The sequence below is a fragment of the Pseudomonas sp. A-B-19 genome (assembly GCF_019947515.1).
In the GTDB taxonomy this organism is placed as follows: Bacteria; Pseudomonadota; Gammaproteobacteria; order Pseudomonadales; family Pseudomonadaceae; genus Aquipseudomonas.
In genome coordinates this window covers 32,804-57,011 of the sequence record NZ_JAGYGN010000033.1, presented here as the reverse complement: position 1 = coordinate 57,011, position 24,208 = coordinate 32,804, and the positions used below count along the sequence as shown (strand labels likewise).

The window sequence follows — 24,208 nt, the reverse complement described above, 5'->3', positions numbered from 1 at the left end:
TCAGAACATGCAACCCACCGCAATCGACAGCAAAAGCAAACACCATCACGGCGAGCGCGTTGCGTTCATCCAGGCCTGCTGGCACAAGGAAATTGTCGACCAGAGCCGCAAAGGCTTCGTCGCCGAAATGATTGCCCAGGGTTATCAGGAATCCGACATCGATTTCTTCGAAGTCGGCGGTGCCTTTGAAATGCCTCTGCACGCCAAGTTGCTGGCCAAGACCGGCCGTTATGCCGGCATCGTCGCGGCAGCCCTGGTGGTGGACGGCGGGATCTACCGTCACGAGTTCGTCGCCCAGTCAGTGGTCAGCGGCCTGATGCAGGTTCAGCTGGAAACCGAAGTGCCGGTGTTCTCGGTGTCCCTGACCCCGCACCACTTCCATGCCGGCGAAGAACTGCATCACAAGTTCTTTTTCGATCACTTCGTGCATAAAGGCCAGGAAGCGGCGAAGACCTGTGCGGATACGTTGATGAAGATCCGTAGCCTGCGTCGCACCGAGCCGCGCGCGGTAGCCGTGTAATCACCAAACTCGTGATTTGGGTGAAATCTTTGGTTTCACCCAAATCAACTGTGGGAGCGAGCTTGCTCGCGATGGCGGTAGTTCAGTCAACATAGATATCGACTGGTCGTCCGCCATCGCGAGCAAGCTCGCTCCCACAGGGTTCTATGTCATGCCTGAGATTGGTTCAGGCCAGGTTTTCGTCGGTGGTCGGCACGACCAGGATGCCGGCACGCAACCCGTTCTTCACCTTGGGGTTCGGGAAGATGATCCGGGCGCCCTCCTCCTCGATGACCCAGCGGGTGTTGGCGATGTCTTCCGCCAGCAGATAACCCACTTCCAGCTCCGAAAAGTTCTCGATGTCCGCCGGCAGGTTCAGGCGGAAGCTGTCGCTGTGCTTGATGATTTCCCGTGCCACGCTGTACAGCTGCAAACCGTCCAGTGCCTTTTCAGTCACTTCCGGCTCGGTACCTTCGATGATCTGCTTGAGGCGCGCCTCCAGCAGCGAGACATTGACCCCGGCGTTCTGCCCGAATGGCCGCGCCTTGCCGAGCTCCAGGGTGAAAGCCTCGGCACCGAGCTTGTCGTAGGTGTAGGCGCTGAACACGATGGACGGCTTGTTCTGCAGCAACACCGCTTCCATGCCGGCGGCGCGCAGGCGTGCCAGTTCCTGACGCGAATGCTGGCGGTCTTCTTTCCAGGGGTACAGGGCGAACTGCTCGATTTTCGAGCCACGAATGGCCGTGTGCAGGTCGTAATGCAGGCGCTGACGACCAGGCAGGCTGAAGAAACTCGCCGCCAACCGCTCCAGCTCACAAGCACGCAAGGCTTCGGAGCCACTGCTTTGTTCATGACGGCCATTGAACAGCCGATTGACATCCTGCTCGACGAAACGCTCGCCCTTGCGAATCGCCTCGGGGTTGCCGAACAGGAACAGAATACGTGCCCGCGGCTTCAAGTCGCCGCGGGCAATTTCGTGCAACAGGCGATCGAGCAACTCGATCGGCGCTGTTTCATTGCCGTGGATCCCCGCCGACAGCAGCAGGTCCAGGCCATTGTCTCGCGCCTCGGGTGGCCGGACTTCCAGCGCACCTTCGCTCAACCAGCGCATGCGCACGCCTTCGACAGTCAGTTGAGTCTTCTCCGCCGGTTCGCGGCCGGCGAGGGTCAGTTCAAGCAGTTTGCCGAGGGCGAGCATAGAGCGGTTTCCTTAGTGATCGTGGTTGCAGTCCGGGCCGTGAACATGTTCCTCGTCGGTGAGGTCGGCAGGTTCCATCTCCAGTTGCAGACTTACCAGATTAGTCGCCAATGGGCGCAGCAGCAGGTTGGCGTATTCGGCATCGCCTTCTTCGACGTCCACGCCGATCAGCAACTGGCCGCGGCCGTCCTGCTGGATCCACAGCTCTTTGCCTTGCCACATGACCGCGACGCGGGTGCAGGAAGTCTCCAGTTGCGTGCCGTCGGTGTCTTCAAGGATCAGCTGCAGGGTATCGCTCATGTCTTTACGCTCTCGTTTGAGATGAAGCAGCGCACTGCCATGGGGGACAGCGCGCCGTCGATCAATTGATCTGGAATGGATAAACCGCGCCCAGTTTAAGGATTTGCGTCAGTTCATCCAGTGCCGTCCGGCACTCAAGCAGCAATTGCGGGTCCGCCAGATCGTTTTCGGTCATGCGGTCGCGGTAGTGCTTCTCGACCCATTCGGTCAGTGTGCCGTACAACGGCGCCGTCATGATAACCCCTTGATTGACCGCCGCCAGCTCGGTTTCGTTGAGTGCGACGCGCAACCGCAGGCAAGCCGGACCACCGCCGTTCTGCATGCTCTGCTTGAGATCGAAGACTTTCACTTCGCGGATCAGGCCGCCAGAGCTGGTCAAACCCTGCAAGTATTGCCAGACACGCTCGTTGCCACGGCATTCTTCCGGCACGATCAACAGCATGGAGCCGTCAGGACGCGTCAGCAGTTGGCTATTGAACAGGTAGGAACGAACCGCGTCTTCCACACTGACCGCGGAACGCGGAACACAGACTGACTGAAATTTCCCACCGACTTTGGCGAGTTTGCTCTGCAATTCAGCGAGCATTTTCTCGGTCTCGAGGAACGCGTCCTCGTGATAGAACAGCACTTCGCCGTTACCGACTGCGATCACGTCGTTGTGGAACACGCCCTGGTCGATCACCGACGGGTTCTGCTGGGCGTAGACCACGCCGTCATCGCTCAAGCCGTGCAAACGGGCAACGGCCTGGGACGCTTCGAGGGTCTGGCGCGCCGGGTACTTCTGCGGTGCCGGGTAGCGGGTGTCGAAAGCGCTACGGCCGAACACGAAGAACTCGACACCGGCTTCGCCGTATTCACGGCAGAAACGCGTGTGGTTGGCCGCGCCTTCGTCACCGAATTGCGCTACGGCCGGCAAGGCGGCGTGGTGGGCGAAGTGTTTCTGGTCAGCGAACATCGCCCCCAGCACGCGGCTGGTGGTCGGGTGTTCGATGCTGCGGTGGTATTTGCAGTTGAGGTTGGCGGCGGTGAAATGCACGCGACCGTCAGCGGTGTCGGCACTCGGGCTGACCGTGGCGGCGTTGGCCACCCACATGCTCGAGGCCGAGCAACTGGCCACCAGCAGCGGCATCGCCTCTTTGGCGGCACGCTCGATCACCTGCGCGTCGGTGCCGCCAAAGCCCAGGCGACGCAGTGCGGCCACATCCGGGCGCTCTTGCGGTGCCAGTACGCCTTGCTGGAAACCCATTTCCATCAGCGCTTTCATTTTTGCCAGGCCTTGCAGCGCCGCTTCCTTGGGGTTGGAAGACTGCTGGCTGTTGCTCTGGGACGCGACGTTGCCGTAGGACAGACCGCCGTAGTTATGGGTCGGCCCCACTAGACCGTCAAAATTGACTTCATAGGATTTCATCGGCGAGGCTCCACGAGAATCTGTTGTTATAGGCTTCTAGTAACAATTGAGTAAGACCGAGTCGCGGCCTTCGCGGGCAAGCCCGCTCCTACAGGGTTTGTGTCGTACACCAAATGTGTATCCACCATCGAACCTGTGGGAGCGGGCTTGCCCGCGATTGGGCGTTACGCCATTTTCACGCCAGGCGTCAGGGCCGCAGGCATGGTCAGGCTCGGCGTTTCCAGCGAGGCCACCGGGTACGCGCAGTAATCCGCCGCGTAATAGGCGCTGGCGCGATGGTTGCCCGAGGCACCGACGCCGCCGAACGGCGCGCTGCTCGCGGCACCGGTCAGTTGCTTGTTCCAGTTGACGATACCGGCACGGCTTTCCAGCCAGAATTGCTGGTAACGCGCTTCGGAATCCGACAGCAGACCGGCGGCCAGACCGTAGGCGGTGTCGTTGGCTTCAGCGATCGCCGCTGCAAAATCAGCGTAGCGGATCACTTGCAGCAACGGGCCGAACAGCTCTTCGTCAGGACGATCGGCGACAGCGGTCACATCCAGAATGCCCGGGGTCAGCAAGGCCGATCGGGCCTGAGGCTGAGTCATTTCCAGCAGGGCCACTGCGCCGTTGGCCAGCAGATGTTCTTGCGCATCCATCAACGCTTTTGCAGCGCCAAGGGAAACCACCGAGCCCATGAACGGCGCCGGTTGCTGATCGAAGGCACCGACTGAAAGAGTCGAGCTGACCGCCACCAGGCGCGCCAGCAGCGAGTCGCCCCACGCGCCTTGTGGCACCAGCAAACGGCGGGCACAGGTGCAGCGCTGGCCGGCGGAGATGAACGCCGACTGAATAATGGTGTACACCGCGGCATCGAGATCGGCGACCTGATCGACCACCAGCGGGTTGTTACCGCCCATTTCCAGCGCCAGGATCTTGTCCGGACGACCGGCGAATTGCTGGTGCAGGTGATTGCCGGTGCGGCTGGAACCGGTGAAGAACAGGCCATCGATGCCCGGGTTCGCCGCCAGGGCGATGCCGGTTTCACGAGCGCCTTGCAGCAAATTCAATACGCCGGCCGGCAGACCGGCCTCGATCCAGCACTTGACCGTCAACTCGGCGACTTTCGGTGTCAGCTCGCTAGGTTTGAACAGCACGCTGTTACCGGCCAGCAGTGCCGGCACGATATGGCCGTTCGGCAGGTGCCCCGGGAAGTTGTAAGGACCGAACACCGCCACCACACCGTGGGGTTTGTGGCGCAGCACCGCGGTGGCGTCGCCCAGCGGGCCGCTCTTCTCGCCGGTACGTTCGCGGTAGCTCTGCACCGAGATGGCAATCTTGTTGACCATGCTGGTGACTTCGGTCGCCGCTTCCCACAGGGGTTTGCCGGTTTCTTCGCCGATGGTATGGGCCAGTTCGTCAGCATGATTCTTCAGCGCGGCGGCAAAGGCTTCCAGCACCGAAATACGTTCGTCCAGGGTACGCCGCGCCCAGCCCGGGAACGCCTGACGCGCCGCTTGCACAGCCGACTCGACCTGAGCGGCGGTGGCACCGCCGCCGGACCACAGCACCTGCTGGGTCACCGGGTTCAGCGACTCGAAGGCTTCGCCCTCACCTGCCAGCCATTCACCTGCGATGTAAAGCGACTTCATTATTTCGACTCCCGAGCTGCGGACAACGCCACGGCGCGCACTTGATCGCCAGCGTTGAGTTGAAGACGTTTGGCGGTCTGCGAATCGACCACCAGGGTGCCAGCGGCCAGACGTGCCGGCGCAGCGGTGATGCGGCAGTCTTCGCGCTTGCGGTTGTGAATGATGAATGGCGTGGCGTCGTCACCCGGCGTGCCGACGGCCAGCACCAGTGCCTGGCTGTCACGCACCGCGCGGATCTTGCCGGTCTCGCACTCGATGGCAGGACCTGCGTCGAAAATGTCGACGTAGCCCTGGTAGCTGAAACCTTCGCTCTTGAGCATGGCCAGCGCCGGCTCGGTGTCCGGGTGCACCTGACCGATGACGCTGCGCGCCTCCGGCGACAGGAAGCAGGTGTACAGCGGGAATTTCGGCATCAGTTCGGCGATGAACGCCTTGTTGCCCACGCCGGTCAGGTAGTCGGCCTGGCTGAACTCCATCTTGAAGAAGTGTCGGCCCAGGCTTTCCCAGAACGGCGAACGCCCGGCTTCGTCGGAAACACCGCGCATTTCGGCAATGATCTTGTTGCCGAACAGTTGCGGGAACTCGGCGATGAACAGCATCCGCGCCTTGGACAGCATGCGACCGTTGAGGCCGCTGCGGTAATCGGCGTGCAGGAACAGCGAGCACAGCTCGGAGTTGCCGGTCAGGTCGTTGGCCAGGAACAGCGTCGGGATTTCGCGATAGATGTTCAGCTCCTGGGACGCGCTGACCGTCAGACCGACCCGGAAGTTGTACCAGGGCTCACGCAGGCCGACGGCGCCGGCGATGGCGGAAATGCCCACCACGCGACCGTCATCATCTTCGAGCACGAACAGATAGTCCGCATCGCCCCGCCCGGCTTCGCCGCGAAAGGTCTTCTCGGCCCAGCCGACCCGATGGGCCAGCCGCTCTTCGTTGGCCGGCAAGGTGGTCAGGCCGGTGCCGGTGCTGCGGGCCAGGTCGATCAGAGCGGGTAAATCGCTGCTGCGTACGGGACGAACGATCATGCTATCTCCTCAAACGGGCCGCTTGCGCCACCCGTGAAACTTCGCTGCTTTCCAGGCAATGCCTTAGGGATTAAAGCAGGCGTTAAACCGCCACCAGGCGCACGCTGGCACCCTCGCCGACGCCCAGGGCTTCGGCCGCTTCCAGGTCCAGGGTCACCGGTTTACCCGGCGCGTAGTCAAGCTCGAGCATGACCGCGCGGTAGTCCTGCAACTGGGCATTGGCCACCAGATACTGGCGACCGACGCCTTTGACCGGCTCGCCGATCTTCACCGGCACCACACGGCTCTGGGCGATCGAACGGATCCCCGAGACACGGGCATGCAGCGTCGGGCCGCCGTCGAAGATATCGATGTAGTGATCGGTCTCGAAGCCTTCGCGCATCAGGATGTCGAAGGTGATCTGCGCCCGCGGATGTACCTGGCCCATGGCTTCTTGCGCGGAGTCCGGCAGCAGGGGCACGTAGATCGGGTAATGCGGCATCAGTTCGGCGAGGAACGTCCGGCTCTTGAGGCCGCACAGACGCTCGGCTTCAGCGTAGTTGAGGTCGAAAAAGTTGCGACCGATGGCGTCCCAGAATGGCGAGTCGCCGTTTTCATCGCTGTAACCGACGATCTCGGTCACCACCGAATCGGCAAAACGCTCCGGGTGGCTGGCGACGAACAGCAGACGGCCACGGGAATTGAGCTCCGCCCAGGGCGAACCCACCAGCTCCGGCTTCACGTAGAAACTGGTCAGCAAACTGTTGCCGGTCAGGTCGTGGCACTGCGAGAGCACGTGGATCTTGTTGTGAATCTTCAGCTCGCGGGAAGCGTGCACGAAGGTTTCGTTGCGAAAGCTGTAGAACGGCTCGGAGTAACCGGCCGACGCCACGATGGCCGAGCAACCGACCAGCTTGCCGGTAGTGGTGTCTTCGAGGACGAAGAAATAGCTTTCCTCACCGTTGAAGCTCACTTCGGCGGCGAACGAGGCTTCGCTTGCCGCGATCTTGTCGCTCAGGCGTTCAACGTCATCCGGCAAGGAAGTGACACCAATCGGGCTGTCCGCAGCCAGACGCTGTACCTCGCCCAGATCAGCCATTTGCGCGGGGCGCATCACCAGCATGGTGTCACTCCTTAATCAAGAAACAGGTCGACCCGAATGGCCGACAGGAAAAAAAATACCGGGATTGCAAGGCATCCTGCCCCTGTAGGAGCTGGCTTGCCAGCGAAGGCGGCCGGTTGATCGCCGCAAGGCTTTCGGGCCTCTTCGCTGGCAAGCCAGCTCCTACAATGGGTTAACACTTCAAGCGGGGCCGGCATAAAAAATTCGGTTCGACGCCTGAAAGGTCAGGCGTCGAAGGGTCTATCAGGCTTGCGTCAGTTTTGCTGCAGCACGCTCGAAGCGGTCCAGGCCGGCATCGATATCGGCGTCTTCCACCACCAGGCTCGGGGCGAAACGCACCACGTCCGGGCCGGCTTGCAGAACCATCAGGCCTTCTTGCTCAGCGGCGTTGAAAATGTCCTTGGCCTTGCCTTTCCAGGCATCGCTCAGCACACAACCGATCAACAGGCCCATGCCGCGGACCTTGGTGAACAGCCCGTATTTCTCGCCGATCTGCTCGAGGCGCGCCTTGAATTTGTCGTGCTTGGCGTTGACGCCGGCCAGCACTTCAGGGGTGTTGATCACGTCGATCACGGCTTCCGCGACAGCGCACGCCAGCGGGTTGCCGCCGTAAGTGGTGCCGTGGGTGCCGACGACCAGGTGCTTGGCCAGGTCTTCGGTGGTCAGCATCGCCGCGATCGGGAAACCACCGCCCAGGCTCTTGGCGCTGGTCAGGATGTCCGGGATCACGCCGTAATGCTGGTAGGCGAACAGATGGCCGGTACGGCCCATGCCGGTTTGCACTTCGTCGAAAATCAGCAGCGCGTTGTGCGCGGTGCAGAGCTCGCGAGCACCTTGCAGGTATTCCAGTTCAGCCGGGATCACACCGCTTTCGCCCTGGATCGGCTCCAGCACCACGGCGCAAGTCTTGTCGGAAATGGCGGCTTTGAGCGCAGCCAGATCGTTGTACGGCACGTGGGTGATGCCGGTGATTTTCGGGCCGAAACCGTCGGAGTACTTCGACTGGCCACCGACGTTCACGGTGAACAGGGTGCGGCCGTGGAAGCTGTTGAGCGCGGCGATGATTTCGTACTTCTCGCTACCGAAACGGTCGAAGCCGACGCGACGGGCCAGCTTGAAAGCGGCCTCGTTGGCTTCGGCGCCGGAGTTGCAGAAGAAGGCGCGGTCGGCAAACGTGGCGTCGACCAGCTTATGGGCCAGGCGCAGGGCCGGCTCATTGGTGAACACGTTGGACACGTGCCACAGTTTGTTCGCCTGCTCGGTCAAGGCACCGACCAGCGCCGGATGCGCGTGGCCCAATACGTTAACGGCGATCCCGCCGGCGAAGTCGATCAGCTCGCGACCGGACTGGTCCCAGACGCGGGAACCGGCGCCACGCACAGGAATGAATGCGGCAGGCGCATAGTTGGGAACCATTACCTGATCGAAATCGGCGCGTTTTACCGCAGCGTGCTCAACGGACATCGGAGTCTCCTGAAAAGGAACACTCGCCTGAAACTGGCGAGCGATGAGGGGATTGTAAGGACAGTTTTCAGCCCGGCCTTGCCGCCAAGCGACAACTTCTTATAGCGCCAACCCCGGATTTTCCCGGGTTTACGGCAATGCGACATATAGGGTCGCAAAGGCGCAGTTTAAACTGCCCGGCGGGGTTAGAGGCAGGGTTGTCGGGATTTGATTTCGAGTACTCGCTCACCCCCTAAATATGTACCGCATCCTGATCGTGACTTGCTGATTTCCTTGGCACTCTCTAAACGCTCAAGGACAAGCACAATGCAAACGCCTGAAGGACAACTACCAACAGTCACCACCAACCCGACGCATTCGGAACACCCCGCTACCCACTACCAATACCTCAAGAACGCAGCTCCCGAATGGCTTGGCAAGGCATCGCCTGCCAGGCGCCAGGCGCTCAAGAGCACTCAGCCACGGCTCCTTGACCGACTCAAGGCAGCGTCGAACGGGCAGCATGCAGAACTGAAGGCTCTCAACGCCGCACACTGGACTGCGCAAAATGATGTCGATCAGGCGCTGGCACGCCTGCAAGACGCGAGCAGATTTGCCGAGCCTTTGCTCGCAAATGCCCTGAAAGCCCGGTTCGGACTGGAACTGGACGTCAGAAAAACCTTCTTGCGCCTGTACATACCCGCGACGATCCCCTGGTTCCCGATCAAGTCCGGAGCCGCACGCACCTGGACGGTTTCGCTGCTGGACGCGGCTTTGCACAACTTCGAAGACAAGGAAACCGAAGACGGCGCCTACGAACCTGACTCGACCTTCATTACCGAACCCTCCCCGTCCGGGCAATTCGACACCCTGCCATCCATCAAACGCACTATCACCATCCCGGCGTTTACCAAGCTGTGCCGGGAGCTGGATATTGGCGGCCAGTACAAAACCTACCTCGAAGAGAACCTGGGCGTGTCCAACCCGGTCGTCGCGGCCGTACTGAGACCCAAGATCGACGAGAGCCAGAAAGCCGCGCTCAAAGCCGCGCTGCAATTTGCACGGATGAATGGAGATATCCAGGAGGACTATTTTCGCCTGATTCAGGGCCTGCTCGATGGCCTGCTGGGCATGAGACTGGATGGTGAAGCCTTGCGGTGTCACGACTTGACGATGATGTCCGCCAAACTGACCGGCATCGTTCTGTTTGCCCCGAACCTGGAACGCCCTCGCGTACCCGTACGGGTCGTGGCCTACATCCCCGATGACCCCGAGCACCCGATCAAGGAATACCGATCGAGCGGCGAATTCATGCAAAAAATGACTCGGCAATTGCGCGACGCCGAGTATCAGAATTTTTTCAGCCGGTTCGTTTCCCACGAAGACCGAGGATATTTCTTTGGCAACCTCGCTAATCGCCTCACGAGCGTGACATGGCATCAACACGAAAAGGGTGACCCGCGGCCTTCATGGCGCGAAACGCCGCTTGATCGACCCGATCTGCAATTCGCGGTGACGCCGATCGACCGCGACCTGTGGACCCATCTTTATCAGGAAAAACTGAACAAGATCCTCAACGACGCACGGGGCATTGCTGTCTCAACCGCAGCAGCCGACCAGAAAGCTCGCTGGGAACTGTGGGACTCCTTCGTAAACATCACGTCAACGATTCTTGAGATTGCGGCGTTCGTCGCCCTGCCATTCGTGCCATTTCTGGGGGAGATGATGCTGGCCTACATGGCCTGGCAACTGCTCGATGAAACGTTCGAAGGCATCATCGATTGGGCGCAAGACCTGACCAGCGAAGCGTTCGAGCACCTCATGGGAGTAGTCGAAGCACTGGTTCAGCTGGGAGCCTTTGCAGCCGGTGGCACCCTCTACGCCGGTGAGTTTCGTCGAGCGCTGCCCAGTGAGATCGTGAAATTCATCGATCAATTCAAACCTGTTCAGGCCTCCAACGGTAAAACCCTGTACTGGAAACCCGACCTGACAGCCTATGAGCAGAAAATCACACTACCAAAAGGCTCGAAGCCTAACCATCTGGGCATACATGAGCACCAAGGCAAGCGCATCGTACCGATCGAGGGTAAACACTACGCAGTGCAGAAAGCCCCCGTCACAGACGCCTATTACCTTCAACATCCCGACAGGCCCGATGCTTATAGATCCCCGCTGAATCACAATGGCTCAGGTGCCTGGAAAACCGAACTCGATCGCCCCCTGCACTGGGACAAAACCAGGTTAGTGCGCCGCCTCGGGCACAGGGTGGATGCATTCAGTGATCTTGAACTCGATCAGATACTGAGCGTCAGCGACGTTCATGAAAACGTTCTACGCAAGATGCATGTCCAAAACGAACCCGCACCGCCACTCCTGGCGGATACCCTCGAACGATTCCGAATCGAAAAGGACATTCAGAGCCTTATCGATCAGCTAAAGAGCGACGATCCCGAGGTGTATCGCAAAGCCGACCCTCAATCCCAACTGCAACTGCTGACGAGCTACGGTCTGTGGCCAAAAACCAAAGCACTGCGCTTTCTGAACGCCGAAGGGAAGACTGTCTGGGAGTTCTCCGAAAAAGCGCACCTGCCCGTCGTACAGATGCACGAGGCACAATTGAACAATGGCGACCTTCTTAAAACCGTACTGGAAACCCTTGATCAAGATGAGATCAAGACGATATTCGGTGAAGGCTTCGGCGATCCATCGATCAATATCGACACTCGCGCCAACGACCTGAGAAAGAAGCTCGCACAAACCGCCGAAGATAATCGCGCCTCGCTTTTCGAGTCGCGCTACAGAGGGGCGGAGCTTACCCAGGATCCCCACATCCAAAAGCTCATGGCGGCCGAGAAGGGGTTGCCCAGCAGCGTCGCCCGGCAATTGCTCAGTCAAGCCAGCGGCAATGAGCTTCGAGAGATCGACAATGGGCTTGTGCCAACGCGCCTGAAGGAGCTCGCACACCAGGCCAGCCAAGAGGTACGAGTCACACGGGCGTATGAAGGGCTTTATCTGGACTCCTCAGACACCATGGACACCGACAGACTGGCACTGCATTCACTCGAAAAATTGCCCGGCTGGTCAACGGATGTGCGAATGGAGGTTCATGACCGCACCTTTGGCGGCCCGATGCTCGACAGCATCGGTAATCCACAGGCTCCAATCCGCAGAGTGCTGACCCTGAACACCGATGGCCAATACCAACCCTATGACGACGAGGGCCTGCAGTTATACGGCGTTACCGATCTCTATACCGCCATTCTGCAAGCCTTGCCGGACACCCAACGAAACATGCTGGATATTCATATCGGCCAAAAAGGCAAACTGAGACAGGCAGTCCGCGATAAGCCCCTGGAGCGAAACGAGCTTCGAACAGCGCTTTCACTGCAGCCTATCCAGGAACCGGTCGTCGAAACCCTGCGCCTGTTGGGCAGCAACGGTTATCCCCGCGTTGATGGTGAAGCTCCACGCACACTGCAAGAGAGAGCACGAGAGGTCTATCCGAGGCTTTCAGCTGACGAGATCCAGGCCCTGATTCAAAGACTGCAGAGTCATCCCGAAGGCCCGCGCGCGGAACTTTCCCGCCTGCGCAACGAATACTCTCAGCTGGAGAATGATCTTCATATCTGGGCCAATAACCCCCCACGCGTTCACCCTGAAACCCATGCAGTTCTCAGCCCGCAGGAAAAGACCGCTGAGATACAAAACCGTAGATTGTTCCGGGAGGAAATACTGCGCTGCTGGCGCAAGGAAACCGACTTATTTGATGCACTACAAGGAGCAGAATACGGCTACACGCTTAAATTTTCCGAACCGATACTCGGTGAATTCCCCGCCCTGAGCGCTGACTTCAGCCATATCTCCATGCTGTCCCTCGAAGGCAGCAACGCGGCGCGCGCGACCGACCCTTTCCTTGAGCGCTTCCCGGGATTACGTCGCCTGGAAATGCGCAATTTCGTCCTGAGAAGCGTGCCCCAGGCGATCAGCTCAATGCCGGTACTTGATGAGCTGGTATTGAGTGATTGCGGCATTGCCCTCACCCCCGACAGTCAAGCAACACTTTCATCGCTGCACAGGCTTTCAATACTGGATCTGTACAACAATCCACTAGGCCAGGCACCCAATATAGAAGCAATGCCCGAGCTGACTTATATAGACCTTTCCAATACCGGAATTTCCAGCGTTCCCGCTGGCCTGACGAATCATCCGCGACTCAGGACAGCCATCTTCAACGATAATCAGATAAGCGAACTGCCCGCCTCTGTCTTTGATCTTCCGGCCAACATCGGCGATGGGTTCGACTTCGGAAAAAACCCACTGTCCTCGACCACCCGAGAACGGATAAAAACTTACTACGGTCAAACCGGACTGGACCTTGGGGTATTTGCCGAACAGGCCGATATCGATCGGACAAGAGCCCTGTATCCAAGCCTGGATAATGAAGAAGCGAGTGATTTCATCTATCGCCTGCCTGGAACGCTGGTTGAAGGCCGACTTGAACTGACGCGCAAGGAAGCCGAGCTCACCGACCTGGTCAGCGACCTCACCGTATGGGCTACCGACGTTCCCGACGTCCACCCCACCACAGGCGCCCCACTCAATGCCAACGAGATGTTCGCCGAGCACGTCAAAAGAGAGGAGTTCAAGCAAAACCTGGAACGGTGCTGGCGCCAGATACCGACACCAAGTGTCGTGGTGAGCGAGTATGGGTTCGAGTCAAATCTGGCAATCATGGGAGACCTGCCGGTACTGACGGCCGACTTCAGCCATGTGCCCGAACTGCACCTGACGAGCGCTGGGAACATCGCCCCAAGAGCCAGCCAGTTTCTGGAATACTTTCCGAACCTGGAAGGCCTTAGCGTGCAGGGCTATCAGCTGGACAACATCCCCCAGGCCGTATTCCGGATGGGGAGGTTGACCGCGTTAAGCCTGCCTGAGTGCCGTATCACCCTGACTCAGGAAACCCTGAACGCACTGGCAGGCATGGAGCGCCTTGACTACCTGAATCTCAGGGGCAATCCGTTAGGTCTCACGCCCGACCTTAGCAACATGACGGATATATCCTCATTGAACCTGAGTCATACAGGCATCACTGAGATTCCAAGGGGGTTGCTCACGATTGAAAGCTGGACGGACGTCGACCTGTCCCACAACGCCATTACCGAGATGCCCGCCGAGATTATGGAGGTCGATGTCGGTATCAGCGCCAGCTTCAACTTCAGCGACAATCCATTCACAGAAGAAAGTCTGCAACGCATCACCGCTCATTTCCGCGAAACGGGTAGCGATCTTGGTATTGACGAGATAGCCGACAGGCCGGCCCCGGAGATTGAACCGCCAGATACCGACCCTGAAGACTAAGCGCAAGGCATAGGGTTAGAGCCATGGGGAACCACAACTCTCCCATGGCTCCCCTCACCTGCCCCGTGAAACCTAACCGCGCTCTGAAGGCACCGACGACAATTCGAACGGGCTGCTGCTGCGTCGCTGGTTGCGATCTTCCCGCGGCGTGGCGCCGAAGAAGTTGCGATAGGCGCTGGAGAAATGCGGCCCCGAGGAGAAACCGCAGGACAGGCCGATCTGGATGATCGACTTGCTGGTTTGCATCAACATCTGCCGGGCCTTGTTCAGGCGCAGTTCCAGGTAGTACTGGCTCGGCACACGGTTGAGGTATTGTTTGAAGATGCGCTCCAGCTGCCGACGGGACACGCACACGTGCTGGGCGATTTCGTCGGTGGTCAGCGGTTCTTCGATGTTGGCTTCCATGAGCAACACGGCTTGCGTGAGCTTCGGATGGCTGGAACCGAGGCGGTTCTGCAATGGAATACGCTGGCGTTCGCCGCCCTCGCGGATGCGCTCGACCACCAGCTCTTCGGATACCGCACCGGCCAGTTCCGCACCGTGGTCACGGGCCAGCACTGCCAGCAACAAATCGAGCACCGACAGGCCGCCGCACGCGGTCAGGCGATCGCGATCCCAGTCGAACAGGTGACTGGTGGCGATGACTTTCGGGAAGCGCTCGGCGAAATCGTCCTGCCAGCGCCAATGCACGGCCGCGCGATAACCGTCGAGCAAGCCCAGTTGCGCCAACGGATAAACACCGGCCGACAGACCGCCGATCACACAGCCGGCACGCACCAGTTGTTTAAGCGCACTGCTGAGCGCCGGCGCCAGTGCGGTCGGTGGCTCGTCAGCGAGCAGGAACAGCTTCTGGAAGTTTTCGAGCTTGCCGGTCCACGCTTCACCCGGCAACTGCCATTCGCCTTCGGTCGGCGGTTCGGCCTGCAGGAATGACAGTTCGTAGACCACGTCCGGATGCACACGCTGGGCAACACGCAAGGCCTCCTCAGCCAGCGTAAGCGTCAGTGCTTTAGTGCTGGGCCAAATCAGGAAACCAATTCGATGGGCAGTCATGGGCGAGCGATCCGAAGCGAAGAACAGTGATGAAGGCATGGGCCAATGCTAGCCCGTAAACGAACGCAAATCTTAAAACCAGCCCCAATCCCTTGTAGGAGCTGGCTTGCCAGCGAATGCGGTGTGTCTGTGCCAGAGAAGCAATCTGGCCCTGCGCGTTCGCTGGCAAGCCAGCTCCTACAAGTGATCGGGGCCAGCCTCAAGGCTGCGAAGCATGCACTATCCCTGTGCACAACGGCAGTCCTGATTACTTCAAGCTGCCGGACAGGAATTGCTGCAGACGCTCCGATTGCGGGTTCACCAGTACTTCGCGCGGGTTGCCGCTTTCTTCGACCACACCTTTGTGCAGGAACACCAACTGGTTCGACACTTCACGGGCAAAGCCCATTTCGTGGGTCACCACGACCATGGTCCGGCCTTCCTGGGCTAGGGCCTGCATGACCTTCAACACGTCGCCAACCAGCTCCGGGTCCAGAGCCGAGGTCGGTTCGTCGAACAGCATCACTTCCGGTTCCATTGCCAGCGCACGGGCAATCGCCACGCGCTGCTGCTCGCCGCCAGACATGTGGCCAGGGTAAGCATCTTTACGATGAGCCACGCCCACCTTGTTCAGGTAGTGTTCGGCTTTCTCGCGTGCTTGTGCCTTGGATACGCCCAGCACATGCACCGGTGCTTCCATGATGTTTTCCAGCGCGGTCATGTGCGACCACAGGTTGAAATGCTGGAACACCATCGACAGGCGCGAACGCATGCGTTGCAGCTGTTTCGGATCGGCCGCCTTCAGCGCGCCCTCCTTGTTCGCCACCAGCTTCAACTCTTCGTTGTTGAGCAGGATCTTGCCCGCGTGCGGCTGCTCCAGCAGGTTGATGCAGCGAAGGAACGTACTTTTGCCGGAGCCACTGGAGCCGATGATGCTGATCACATCGCCGGCTGCCGCTTTCAGGGACACGCCCTTGAGCACTTCGTGACTGCCATAGCGTTTATGCAGGTCTTGGACTTCAAGTTTGTACATGCTGTCGGTTCTCACAAAAACAGTCAGTCAGTGGTATCAGTGCTTGCGCGGGGCCAGGTAGCCCAGCCAGCGGCGCTCGGCCATCTTGAACAGCTTCACCAGGATGAAGGTCAGGCACAGGTAGAACACGCCGGCGGTGATATACGCCTCGAACGGCAGGTAGAACTGCGCGTTGACCGTGCGCGCGGCACCGGTGATGTCGATCAGGGTCACGATGGATGCCAGACTGGTAGTCTGCAGCATCATGATCACTTCGTTGCTGTACTGCGGCAGCGCCCGGCGCAGGGCCGACGGCAGCAGAATGCGCTTGTACATCTTGAACCGCGACATGCCCATGGCCTTGGCCGCTTCGATCTCGCCGTTCGGCGTGGCGCGCAGGCTGCCGGCGATGATTTCGGCGGTGTAGGCGCTGGTGTTGATCGCGAACGCCAGGCACGCACAGAACGTTGCGCTGGACAGCCACGGCCAGAGGAAGCTTTCACGCACCGCTTCGAACTGCGCCAGACCGTAGTAGATCAAAAACAGCTGCACCAGCATCGGCGTGCCGCGGATCACGTAGGTGTAGAGCCAGGCCGACATGTTGACGGCAGCGTTCTTCGAGACGCGCATCAAGCCCAGCGGCAAGGCGCACAGCAGACCGAAGAACAGCGACAGCGCGAGCAGTTTGAGGGTGGTCACCAGGCCGCCGAAGTACAGCGGCAAGGCCTGCCAAATGACGTTGTAGTCGAAGATCATAGATCAGCCGCCCTTACGCCTACCGAGTAGCGCTTCTCAAGGTGACGCAATGCCAGCAACGACACACTGGTGATCACCAGGTACATCGCGGCCACTGCGAGGAAGAAGGTAAAAGGCTCGCGGGTGGCATCGGCCGCCTGCTTGGCCTTGAACATCATGTCTTGCAGCCCCACCACCGAAATCAGCGCGGTGGCCTTGGTCAATACCAGCCAGTTGTTGGTGAAACCGGGAATCGCCAGACGAATCATCTGCGGCACCAACACCCGGAAGAACACCTGGAAACTGCTCATGCCGTAAGCCATGCCGGCTTCGGCCTGACCCTTGGGTATCGCCATGAAGGCGCCACGGAAGGTTTCCGACAGGTACGCACCGAAAATGAAACCCAGGGTGCCGATACCGGCGGCCAACGGGTTCAGGTCGATGTACTCGTCAAAGCCGAGCAGCGGTGCGACGCGGTTGAGCAGGTCCTGGCCGCCGTAGAAAATCAGCAGGATCAGCACCAGGTCGGGAATACCACGGATCACCGTGGAATACAGGTCGCCCAGCCAGGCCAGCCAGCGTACCGGCGACAAGCGCAGTGCCACGCCGATCAGGCCCAGAACGATGGCCATGGCCATGGACGACAAGGCGAGCTGAAGCGTCAGCCAAGCGCCATCGAGGATGACAGCCCCGTAGCCTTTCAACATGATTCAGGTCCTCGAAAGTTGGGATGAAAAAATGGCGCAAACCTCAGAGATCCTGTTGCTTGCGCCATTTCGGACTTGTCGCAGGGACGTATTACTTGCCGTAGATATCGAAGGCGAAGTATTTGTCCTGGATTTGCTTGTACTTGCCGTTCTCGCGAATGGCCAGGATGGCTGCGTTGAGCTTGTCCAGCTCAGCCTTGTCGCCCTTGCGCACCGCAATGCCTACGCCGTCGCCGAAGTACTTGACGTCGGTGAATGCAGGGCCGACGAAGGCGAAACCTTTACCGGCGTCGGTTTTCAGGAAACCGTCATCCAGCAAGGTCGCGTCTGCCACGGTGCCGTCGAGGCGGCCGGCGGCCACGTCGAGGTAAATTTCGTTCTGCGAACCGTATGGCTTGATCTCGGCACCCAGCGGAGCCAGGACTTCGCGGGCGAAACGCTCGTGGATCGAACCACGCTGCACGCCGATGTTCTTGCCCTTGAGCTCGGTCAGGCCTTCGCTGACCTGAGTACCGGCCTTCATGACCAGACGAGCCGGGGTGTTGTAGTACTTGTTGGTGAAGTCCACGGACTTCTTGCGATCTTCAGTGATCGACATGGACGACAGGATCGCGTCGATCTTGCGCACTTTCAGTGCCGGGATCAGGCCGTCGAACTCTTGCTCGACCCACACGCACTTGGCCTTCATCTCTTCGCACAATGCGTTGCCGATGTCGTAGTCGAAACCAACGATGCTGCCGTCCGGCGCTTTCGACGCGAACGGAGGGTAAGCCGCTTCGATACCGATTTTCAGAGGTTTTTCATCGGCGAAGGTTGGCAGGGAAAGCACGGACGACAGTGCCAGGGCGCCAAGCAGCACGAGTTTCTTCATCTTGGGACTCCATCGGTAAAGGGCAAAAACGGCAGAGTGAGCGACAGCCCAATATGCGAGTGAGTGGAACCGGAAAGCAGTGCTGCGTCCTACATTGCGCGTGCGAAATTTCAACACGAGCAACGACGAGCGAGTGATCGGCATTCTAACGACAGGCCCGAGGCCGATATTTCTTCAATGCGACAACTAATTACAGAAGCACTGAGAAAGCCGTTTTAGCGCGTTGACAGCCCTGCAAAATCATGCAAGAGCAAAAGACATTGAACCGATCTATGTTGCAAATTGCGGGCCTATTATTGGCAAACCCTTGTAATCCGGCAAGCGCAGTGTAGAAGCTTATTTTTTTGAGGTGCATTTCAGGCCCGGATTTGAGCCTCGGCGTTTCCCAATGCCCCGTATTGGCGCGATGCGGTTACACATTCAGTAACCTGAAAGATCGGGGGTAACAGTAGGAAGATGCCGACAGAGGAACCCGATATTTATTGGTAGATGCTGCTGCAGCGCCTGACAGATCGCCTTCGCGGGCAAGCCTGCTCCTACAGGGATTTGTGGTGTACACGCGATCCAGGTCACACCACAAAGCCCCTGCAGGAGCTTGCCCGCGAAGAGGCCAGCCCAGCCAACACAAAAACCCCAGGCACAAAAAAGCCCCGCCAGGCTCAACACCTGACGGGGCTTTCAGCGACTCAGAACCACCGCTTACGCGACATTCATCGTCCGGTGCGTATCAATCAAATGCTGCACCACGCTCGGATCAGCCAGGGTGGAAATGTCACCCAACCCATCGTATTCAGCCGTAGCAATCTTGCGCAGAATCCGCCGCATGATCTTGCCCGAACGCGTCTTCGGCAGCCCCGGCGCCCACTGGATGACATCCGGCGAAGCAATCGGGCCGATCTCCTTGCGCACCCAGTTTTTCAGTTCCAGGCGCAGCTGCTCGTTCGGCTCTTCACCGTTTTTCAGGGTGACATACACATAAATGCCCTGCCCCTTGATGTCGTGCGGCACACCGACCACCGCGGCTTCGGCGACTTTCGGGTGCGCGACCATCGCGCTTTCGATCTCGGCGGTGCCCATGCGGTGGCCGGACACGTTGAGTACGTCGTCCACACGACCGGTGATCCAGTAGTAACCATCGGCATCGCGACGGGCGCCGTCACCGGTGAAGTACATGCCACTGAAGGTCTTGAAGTAGGTATCGACGAAACGGTCATGGTCGCCAAACAGCGTACGCGCCTGGCCTGGCCACGAGTCGAGAATCACCAGGTTGCCCTCGGCCTCGCCTTCGATGATGTTGCCCAGGTTGTCCACCAGCGCCGGCACCACGCCGAAGAACGGACGCGCCGCAGAACCCGGCTTGAGCGCGTGAGCACCCGGCAGCGGGCTCATCATGTTGCCGCCGGTTTCGGTCTGCCACCAGGTGTCGACGATCGGGCAACGGGACTTGCCGACATTCTTGTAGTACCAGTCCCAGGCTTCCGGGTTGATCGGCTCACCCACCGAACCCAACAGGCGCAGGCTGCTGCCGTCAGCACCTTCAACGGCGGCGGTGCCCGAAGCCATCATCGCGCGGATCGCGGTCGGTGCGGTGTAGAGGATGTTGACCTTGTGCTTGTCGACGATCTTCGACACCCGGGTAATGTCCGGGTAGTTCGGCACGCCTTCGAACAACAGCGTGGTCGCGCCGTTGGCCAGCGGGCCGTAGACGATATAACTGTGGCCGGTGACCCAGCCGACGTCGGCGGTGCACCAGTAGACTTCACCCGGACGGTAGTCGAACACGCGCTCGTGGGTCATGGCCGCGTACAACAGGTAACCGCCGGTGGTGTGCTGCACGCCCTTCGGCTTGCCGGTGGAGCCGGAGGTATAAAGGATGAACAGCGCTTCTTCAGCGCCCATCTCTTTCGGCGCGCACACGGTGCCGGCCACCTTCATCAGGTCCTCGAACCAGATGTCACGATGCTGGTTCCACTTGATCTCGCCACCGGTGCGCTGGCACACGATGACTTTCTGGATGCTGCTGGTTTCCGGGTTGGTCAGCGCGTCGTCGACGTTGGCCTTGAGCGGGATCCTCTTGCCGGCACGAATGCCTTCGTCGGCGGTGATCACCACTTTGGATTTGCAGTCGATGATGCGACCGGCCAGGGCTTCCGGCGAGAAGCCGCCGAACACCACCGAGTGAATCGCGCCGATCCGGGCACAGGCCAGCATGGCGACCACGGCTTCGGGGATCATCGGCATATAGATAGTCACCACGTCGCCGCGATGCACGTCCTGGCCACGCAGGGCGTTGGCGAACTTGCAGACTTGCTCGTGCAGTTCGCGGTAAGTGATGTGGCGGCTTTCGGCAGGGTCATCGCCCTCCCAGATGATCGCGACCTGATCGCCGCGCTCGGCCAGATGCCGGTCCAGGCAGTTGTAGGAAACGTTCAGGGTGCCGTCGGCGAACCACTTGATATCGACATGGTGATCGTCGAAAGAAGTCTGCTTCACCGTGGTGAAAGGCTTGATCCAGTCGAGGCGCTTGGCTTGCTCGCGCCAGAAGCCATCGGGGTTGACGACCGACTGCTGGTACATCGCCTTGTAGGTCGCCTCGTCGGTCAGCGTGTTAGCCAGAACCTCGGGACGAACGGGATACAGGGAAGCCGCACTCATCTTTCTTACCTCGGTGGAATAGTTGTTTTTGTATGACCACGTTTTAGCCGGGCCGGGCCTATAGAACCATTCGACGATGGTAGTAACAAGCCCCTACAAAATGCGCTGAAATAGCCATCCACCCTGCCACACCGGGGATAAACCGTCGTACTCCATACGAGGTAGATACCCTCCTGAACTTCACACAAAACCCTGTAGGAGCTGGCTTGCCAGCGAAGACGGCATACCTGACACACCACGTCACCGAGATCGCCAGCAAGCCGGCTCCTACACAGGCGTTTACACACGAACTCCGGGGATTGTTACAGAATCTGTCAAAGGTGTTTATCAAAACCACGGCTATATGATCGAAAGACCCACGCCTAAAATCAGCCACGCCAACAAGGCAACCTGATTAACCAAGTTACAGCCCCCACGAAGGCAGTTAATCAAACACCCAGGTACTGAAGCTCCACACGCAATCCCAAAAGGATTGCGTGCCCCCACTCGACCTTTAAAAGGTAAATATCAAATGAAAGCTTTATTGGTTCTGGCCCTCAGCAGCGTGTGCGTAACCGCCATGGCCGGCGAGGTCCCGGCTGATGTCGCCCAGCAACAACCGCCCGTTGAGGAATACACTTACTCGATGAATCTGGACATCGCCAAAGTGATCTCCATGAGCGAAGCCCCGAACGTGTGCGAAGTGGTACCCATGAAAATGGAATACGAAGATTCCCACGGTCAACGGCATATCCTGCGTTACAGCGCGATGGGCAACGGCTGCTCTAACGGCTGATCCCTGCTTCACCCCTCCCCCAATAAGGTTCGACCCACCCGCCACGATCAGGCAGATGAAGCGCCGAACCTTAATGATCGATTATGTCGATTATTTTAAGCATTTATTTGCGCTTTTTAATCGAAATAGTCCGCGTAGAATCAACTGCAACCCAAGACAAACAACGCCTGCGAAACTGGAGCAACGACCATGAAAACCCAACTGATCCTCGCCCTGACCCTCTCCGTCCTGGCTGCCAACACCTTCGCCGCCGATGGTTACGACCGCACCGGCTCGGCTGCCTACACCACTGAAGCCGCTGTCGCTGCCGACGGTTACGACCACACCGGTTCAGCGTCCTTCGCCGCCGATGGCGCAGACCACATTGGCGCCGGCAAACTGGCTTCCGACGGCGCTGACCACACGGGTGCCGCCCGCCTCGCCGCCGATGGTGCCGACCACATCGGTGCCGCTCGCCTGAGCTGATCCGCCAGCGTGACCTCACAGCCCGACTTCGGTCGGGCTTAGTTGTGTCTGGAGCCTGAGAAAACCCCACCGAAACACAAGATGTAGTGAAAAAAGCCTTTTTTGGTTATTTCTTGAGCAAAAATAATCCAGGGCAAAAATTCAGGAAAAAAAATCTTCCCCCGCCAACATCCTTCAAAGCCCTGTAAACCCTCGCTCCGACCGAAATACGGCCGCCGTCGACCGATCCGCAAGCCATTTCACCGCCCCACAGCACGCAAAACTTCCCTATAATGCGGCCTTAAACGGGACTGCAATATTCCCTTACAGGGACGAAAAGCCAGTCTGAAGCCCCGCACAAGCGATCAACGCTTGCTGCGCCCATCAGTGGCTCTCGGAACCCGTACAAAATTCTGTTTGATGCCTGCGTATAGCTGCTGCAAAAAACGATTCCTTTAGATCCAACGCGGCCAGTAAGGCCGTGTGAAAAACCAACTATCCATTTTCACACGGGCAACTGGCCCTCACGCAGGAGACGACACGTCATGCTGAGCTGGGACGAATTCGACAAAGAAGACACGGAAGTAGCAGTCAAGAGCGCCAACGCCGGTCACGCCACCGAAGCCAACATGGACCGTCTCGACAGCGCCGGCGGTGCCGCCGCCCTGGAAGCCCGCGCCGTGACCGCCAATGACTCCGCCGCCGTGGCCCGCGCCAAGGCAGCCCTGGATTCCCTCGACGTCGCCGAAGGCCTCGCCGAACTCGAAGGCGCCTCCGCCCGTGTCGCCGTTGACGAAAAGCGCATGATCAACTGCCGCGCCGACCTCAACCAGCTCGTGCCATTCAAATATGACTGGGCCTGGCAGAAGTACCTGGACGGCTGCGCAAACCACTGGATGCCGCAGGAAGTCAACATGACCGCCGACATCGCCCTCTGGAAAAACCCGGAAGGCCTGACCGACGACGAGCGCCGCATCGTCATGCGCAACCTCGGCTTCTTCTCCACCGCCGACTCCCTGGTTGCCAACAACCTGGTCCTGGCCGTGTACCGCCTGATCACCAACCCGGAATGCCGCCAGTACATCCTGCGCCAGGCCTTCGAAGAGGCGATCCACACCCACGCCTACCAGTACTGCATCGAATCGCTGGCCATGGATGAAGGCGAAATCTTCAACATGTACCACGAGATCCCGTCGGTCGCGAAAAAAGCCACCTGGGGCCTGAAATACACCCGCTCGATCTCCGATCCGAAGTTCGAAACCGGCACCGTCGAAACCGACAAAGAACTGCTGCGCAACCTGATCGCCTACTACTGCGTCCTGGAAGGCATCTTCTTCTACTGCGGCTTCACCCAGATCCTCTCCATGGGCCGCCGCAACAAAATGACCGGCGTCGCCGAGCAGTTCCAATACATCCTGCGCGACGAATCCATGCACCTGAACTTCGGCATCGACGTGATCAACCAGATCAAAATCGAGAACCCGCACTTGTGGGATGCCGAGATGAAGGAAGAAGCTTCGCAGATGATTCTGCAGGGCACTCAGCTGGAGATCGAATACGCTCGCGACACTATGCCTCGCGGCGTGTTGGGCATGAACGCGGCGATGATGGAGGACTACCTCAAGTTCATCGCTAACCGTCGCCTGTCGCAGATTGGGTTGAAGGAAGAGTATCCGGGGACTACGAACCCGTTCCCTTGGATGAGCGAGATCATGGACTTGAAGAAAGAGAAGAATTTCTTTGAGACTCGGGTTATTGAGTATCAGACTGGTGGGGCTTTGAGCTGGGATTGATTCAAGAGCTTGCCGTGATTTGACGACTTGAGTCGACGAATCGAAAACCTAAAAGCCCCGATCTGATCGGGGCTTTTTTGTAGCCTAGGAAAATTCTTACTCCAACTCTCAGCAAATGCAAAATCCCCTACAGCAATTCCGGCTCCTTCCTCATTGATGACCGTTCATAGCAAATATAAAATCAATTGCAGGTGCCTAAGAAACGCCCAACGTAGAA

18 protein-coding genes are annotated in these 24,208 nt (G+C 59.1%); 5 read left to right on the top strand and 13 right to left on the bottom strand.

What is annotated here, in order from left to right:
* Positions 1-7 precede the first annotated feature (7 nt).
* Positions 8-520, top strand: coding sequence for a 6,7-dimethyl-8-ribityllumazine synthase (locus KGA81_RS26290; RefSeq protein ID WP_223549917.1), 513 nt, complete (start codon positions 8-10; stop codon positions 518-520).
* A gap of 166 nt (positions 521-686) precedes the next feature.
* Here the strand turns inward: KGA81_RS26290 and astE are convergent, their stop codons facing one another.
* The 7 genes from astE to KGA81_RS26255 form a co-directional block, all read right to left on the bottom strand.
* Positions 687-1,697, bottom strand: a complete 1,011-nt coding sequence (gene astE / locus KGA81_RS26285) for a succinylglutamate desuccinylase (RefSeq protein ID WP_223549915.1) — start codon at positions 1,695-1,697, stop codon at positions 687-689.
* A gap of 12 nt (positions 1,698-1,709) precedes the next feature.
* The gene (locus tag KGA81_RS26280) at positions 1,710-1,997 is read right to left on the bottom strand and encodes a topoisomerase II (RefSeq protein ID WP_108215213.1); all 288 of its coding nucleotides are present in this window, start codon (positions 1,995-1,997) and stop codon (positions 1,710-1,712) included.
* 61 nt (positions 1,998-2,058) lie between these two features.
* Positions 2,059-3,405, bottom strand: a complete 1,347-nt coding sequence (gene astB / locus KGA81_RS26275; protein ID WP_223549913.1) for an N-succinylarginine dihydrolase — start codon at positions 3,403-3,405, stop codon at positions 2,059-2,061.
* Positions 3,406-3,569: 164 nt separating this feature from the next.
* Complete coding sequence (gene astD, locus KGA81_RS26270; protein ID WP_223549930.1) at positions 3,570-5,039, bottom strand: succinylglutamate-semialdehyde dehydrogenase; 1,470 nt, start codon at positions 5,037-5,039, stop codon at positions 3,570-3,572.
* Positions 5,036-6,061: an arginine N-succinyltransferase gene (gene astA / locus KGA81_RS26265; protein WP_204933322.1), complete on the bottom strand. Its 1,026-nt coding sequence runs from the start codon at positions 6,059-6,061 to the stop codon at positions 5,036-5,038. Before astA ends, astD begins: the two co-directional genes overlap by 4 nt.
* Before the next feature lie 82 nt (positions 6,062-6,143).
* Positions 6,144-7,163, bottom strand: a complete 1,020-nt coding sequence (gene aruF, locus KGA81_RS26260) for an arginine/ornithine succinyltransferase subunit alpha (protein ID WP_223549911.1) — start codon at positions 7,161-7,163, stop codon at positions 6,144-6,146.
* Between the two features lie 243 nt (positions 7,164-7,406).
* Complete coding sequence (locus tag KGA81_RS26255; RefSeq protein ID WP_115947316.1) at positions 7,407-8,627, bottom strand: aspartate aminotransferase family protein; 1,221 nt, start codon at positions 8,625-8,627, stop codon at positions 7,407-7,409.
* A gap of 306 nt (positions 8,628-8,933) precedes the next feature.
* On the opposite strand from KGA81_RS26255, the gene KGA81_RS26250 reads away from it, so the two are divergent.
* A complete protein-coding gene (locus tag KGA81_RS26250) occupies positions 8,934-13,967 on the top strand; it encodes a dermonecrotic toxin domain-containing protein (protein WP_223549908.1) in 5,034 nt (1,677 codons plus the stop codon).
* A 72-nt stretch (positions 13,968-14,039) separates the two neighbouring features.
* On the opposite strand, the gene argR is transcribed toward KGA81_RS26250, so the two are convergent.
* The 6 genes from argR to acs form a co-directional block, all read right to left on the bottom strand.
* A complete protein-coding gene (gene argR / locus KGA81_RS26245) occupies positions 14,040-15,020 on the bottom strand; it encodes a transcriptional regulator ArgR (RefSeq protein WP_218427261.1) in 981 nt (326 codons plus the stop codon).
* A 247-nt stretch (positions 15,021-15,267) separates the two neighbouring features.
* A complete protein-coding gene (locus KGA81_RS26240) occupies positions 15,268-16,032 on the bottom strand; it encodes an ABC transporter ATP-binding protein (RefSeq protein WP_223549906.1) in 765 nt (254 codons plus the stop codon).
* Between the two features lie 36 nt (positions 16,033-16,068).
* Entirely contained in the window at positions 16,069-16,767 is a 699-nt protein-coding gene (locus tag KGA81_RS26235) for an ABC transporter permease (RefSeq protein ID WP_223549904.1), read from the bottom strand.
* On the bottom strand, positions 16,764-17,453 hold the full coding sequence (locus tag KGA81_RS26230) for an ABC transporter permease (RefSeq protein WP_015096506.1): 690 nt from the start codon (positions 17,451-17,453) through the stop codon (positions 16,764-16,766). Before KGA81_RS26230 ends, KGA81_RS26235 begins: the two co-directional genes overlap by 4 nt.
* Positions 17,454-17,544: 91 nt before the next feature.
* Complete coding sequence (locus tag KGA81_RS26225; RefSeq protein ID WP_223549902.1) at positions 17,545-18,324, bottom strand: ABC transporter substrate-binding protein; 780 nt, start codon at positions 18,322-18,324, stop codon at positions 17,545-17,547.
* A gap of 699 nt (positions 18,325-19,023) precedes the next feature.
* Complete coding sequence (acs, locus tag KGA81_RS26220) at positions 19,024-20,979, bottom strand: acetate--CoA ligase (RefSeq protein ID WP_223549900.1); 1,956 nt, start codon at positions 20,977-20,979, stop codon at positions 19,024-19,026.
* Positions 20,980-21,490: 511 nt separating this feature from the next.
* On the opposite strand from acs, the gene KGA81_RS26215 reads away from it, so the two are divergent.
* The 3 genes from KGA81_RS26215 to KGA81_RS26205 all read left to right on the top strand — a co-directional run bounded on the left by KGA81_RS26215 (position 21,491) and on the right by KGA81_RS26205 (position 23,991).
* Positions 21,491-21,754: a DUF2790 domain-containing protein gene (locus KGA81_RS26215; RefSeq protein WP_223549898.1), complete on the top strand. Its 264-nt coding sequence runs from the start codon at positions 21,491-21,493 to the stop codon at positions 21,752-21,754.
* A 189-nt stretch (positions 21,755-21,943) separates the two neighbouring features.
* Positions 21,944-22,219 (top strand): hypothetical protein, encoded by a 276-nt coding sequence (locus KGA81_RS26210; RefSeq protein WP_108215200.1) that lies wholly within the window; start codon positions 21,944-21,946, stop codon positions 22,217-22,219.
* Between the two features lie 524 nt (positions 22,220-22,743).
* A complete protein-coding gene (locus KGA81_RS26205; RefSeq protein WP_223549897.1) occupies positions 22,744-23,991 on the top strand; it encodes a ribonucleotide-diphosphate reductase subunit beta in 1,248 nt (415 codons plus the stop codon).
* Positions 23,992-24,208 lie beyond the last annotated feature (217 nt).

What these genes read in the sequence shown, in the direction of transcription:
- KGA81_RS26250 (WP_223549908.1), top strand. Translation starts at nt 8,934, where the DNA reads ATGCAAACGCCTGAAGGACAACTACCAACAGTCACCACCAACCCGACG.
- astA (WP_204933322.1), bottom strand. Translation starts at nt 6,061, where the DNA reads ATGATCGTTCGTCCCGTACGCAGCAGCGATTTACCCGCTCTGATCGAC.
- KGA81_RS26205 (WP_223549897.1), top strand. Translation starts at nt 22,744, where the DNA reads ATGCTGAGCTGGGACGAATTCGACAAAGAAGACACGGAAGTAGCAGTC.
- KGA81_RS26225 (WP_223549902.1), bottom strand. Translation starts at nt 18,324, where the DNA reads ATGAAGAAACTCGTGCTGCTTGGCGCCCTGGCACTGTCGTCCGTGCTT.
- KGA81_RS26290 (WP_223549917.1), top strand. Translation starts at nt 8, where the DNA reads ATGCAACCCACCGCAATCGACAGCAAAAGCAAACACCATCACGGCGAG.
- KGA81_RS26235 (WP_223549904.1), bottom strand. Translation starts at nt 16,767, where the DNA reads ATGATCTTCGACTACAACGTCATTTGGCAGGCCTTGCCGCTGTACTTC.
- KGA81_RS26215 (WP_223549898.1), top strand. Translation starts at nt 21,491, where the DNA reads ATGAAAGCTTTATTGGTTCTGGCCCTCAGCAGCGTGTGCGTAACCGCC.
- argR (WP_218427261.1), bottom strand. Translation starts at nt 15,020, where the DNA reads ATGACTGCCCATCGAATTGGTTTCCTGATTTGGCCCAGCACTAAAGCA.
- KGA81_RS26280 (WP_108215213.1), bottom strand. Translation starts at nt 1,997, where the DNA reads ATGAGCGATACCCTGCAGCTGATCCTTGAAGACACCGACGGCACGCAA.
- KGA81_RS26230 (WP_015096506.1), bottom strand. Translation starts at nt 17,453, where the DNA reads ATGTTGAAAGGCTACGGGGCTGTCATCCTCGATGGCGCTTGGCTGACG.
- KGA81_RS26210 (WP_108215200.1), top strand. Translation starts at nt 21,944, where the DNA reads ATGAAAACCCAACTGATCCTCGCCCTGACCCTCTCCGTCCTGGCTGCC.
- KGA81_RS26255 (WP_115947316.1), bottom strand. Translation starts at nt 8,627, where the DNA reads ATGTCCGTTGAGCACGCTGCGGTAAAACGCGCCGATTTCGATCAGGTA.
- aruF (WP_223549911.1), bottom strand. Translation starts at nt 7,163, where the DNA reads ATGCTGGTGATGCGCCCCGCGCAAATGGCTGATCTGGGCGAGGTACAG.
- KGA81_RS26240 (WP_223549906.1), bottom strand. Translation starts at nt 16,032, where the DNA reads ATGTACAAACTTGAAGTCCAAGACCTGCATAAACGCTATGGCAGTCAC.
- acs (WP_223549900.1), bottom strand. Translation starts at nt 20,979, where the DNA reads ATGAGTGCGGCTTCCCTGTATCCCGTTCGTCCCGAGGTTCTGGCTAAC.
- astE (WP_223549915.1), bottom strand. Translation starts at nt 1,697, where the DNA reads ATGCTCGCCCTCGGCAAACTGCTTGAACTGACCCTCGCCGGCCGCGAA.
- astB (WP_223549913.1), bottom strand. Translation starts at nt 3,405, where the DNA reads ATGAAATCCTATGAAGTCAATTTTGACGGTCTAGTGGGGCCGACCCAT.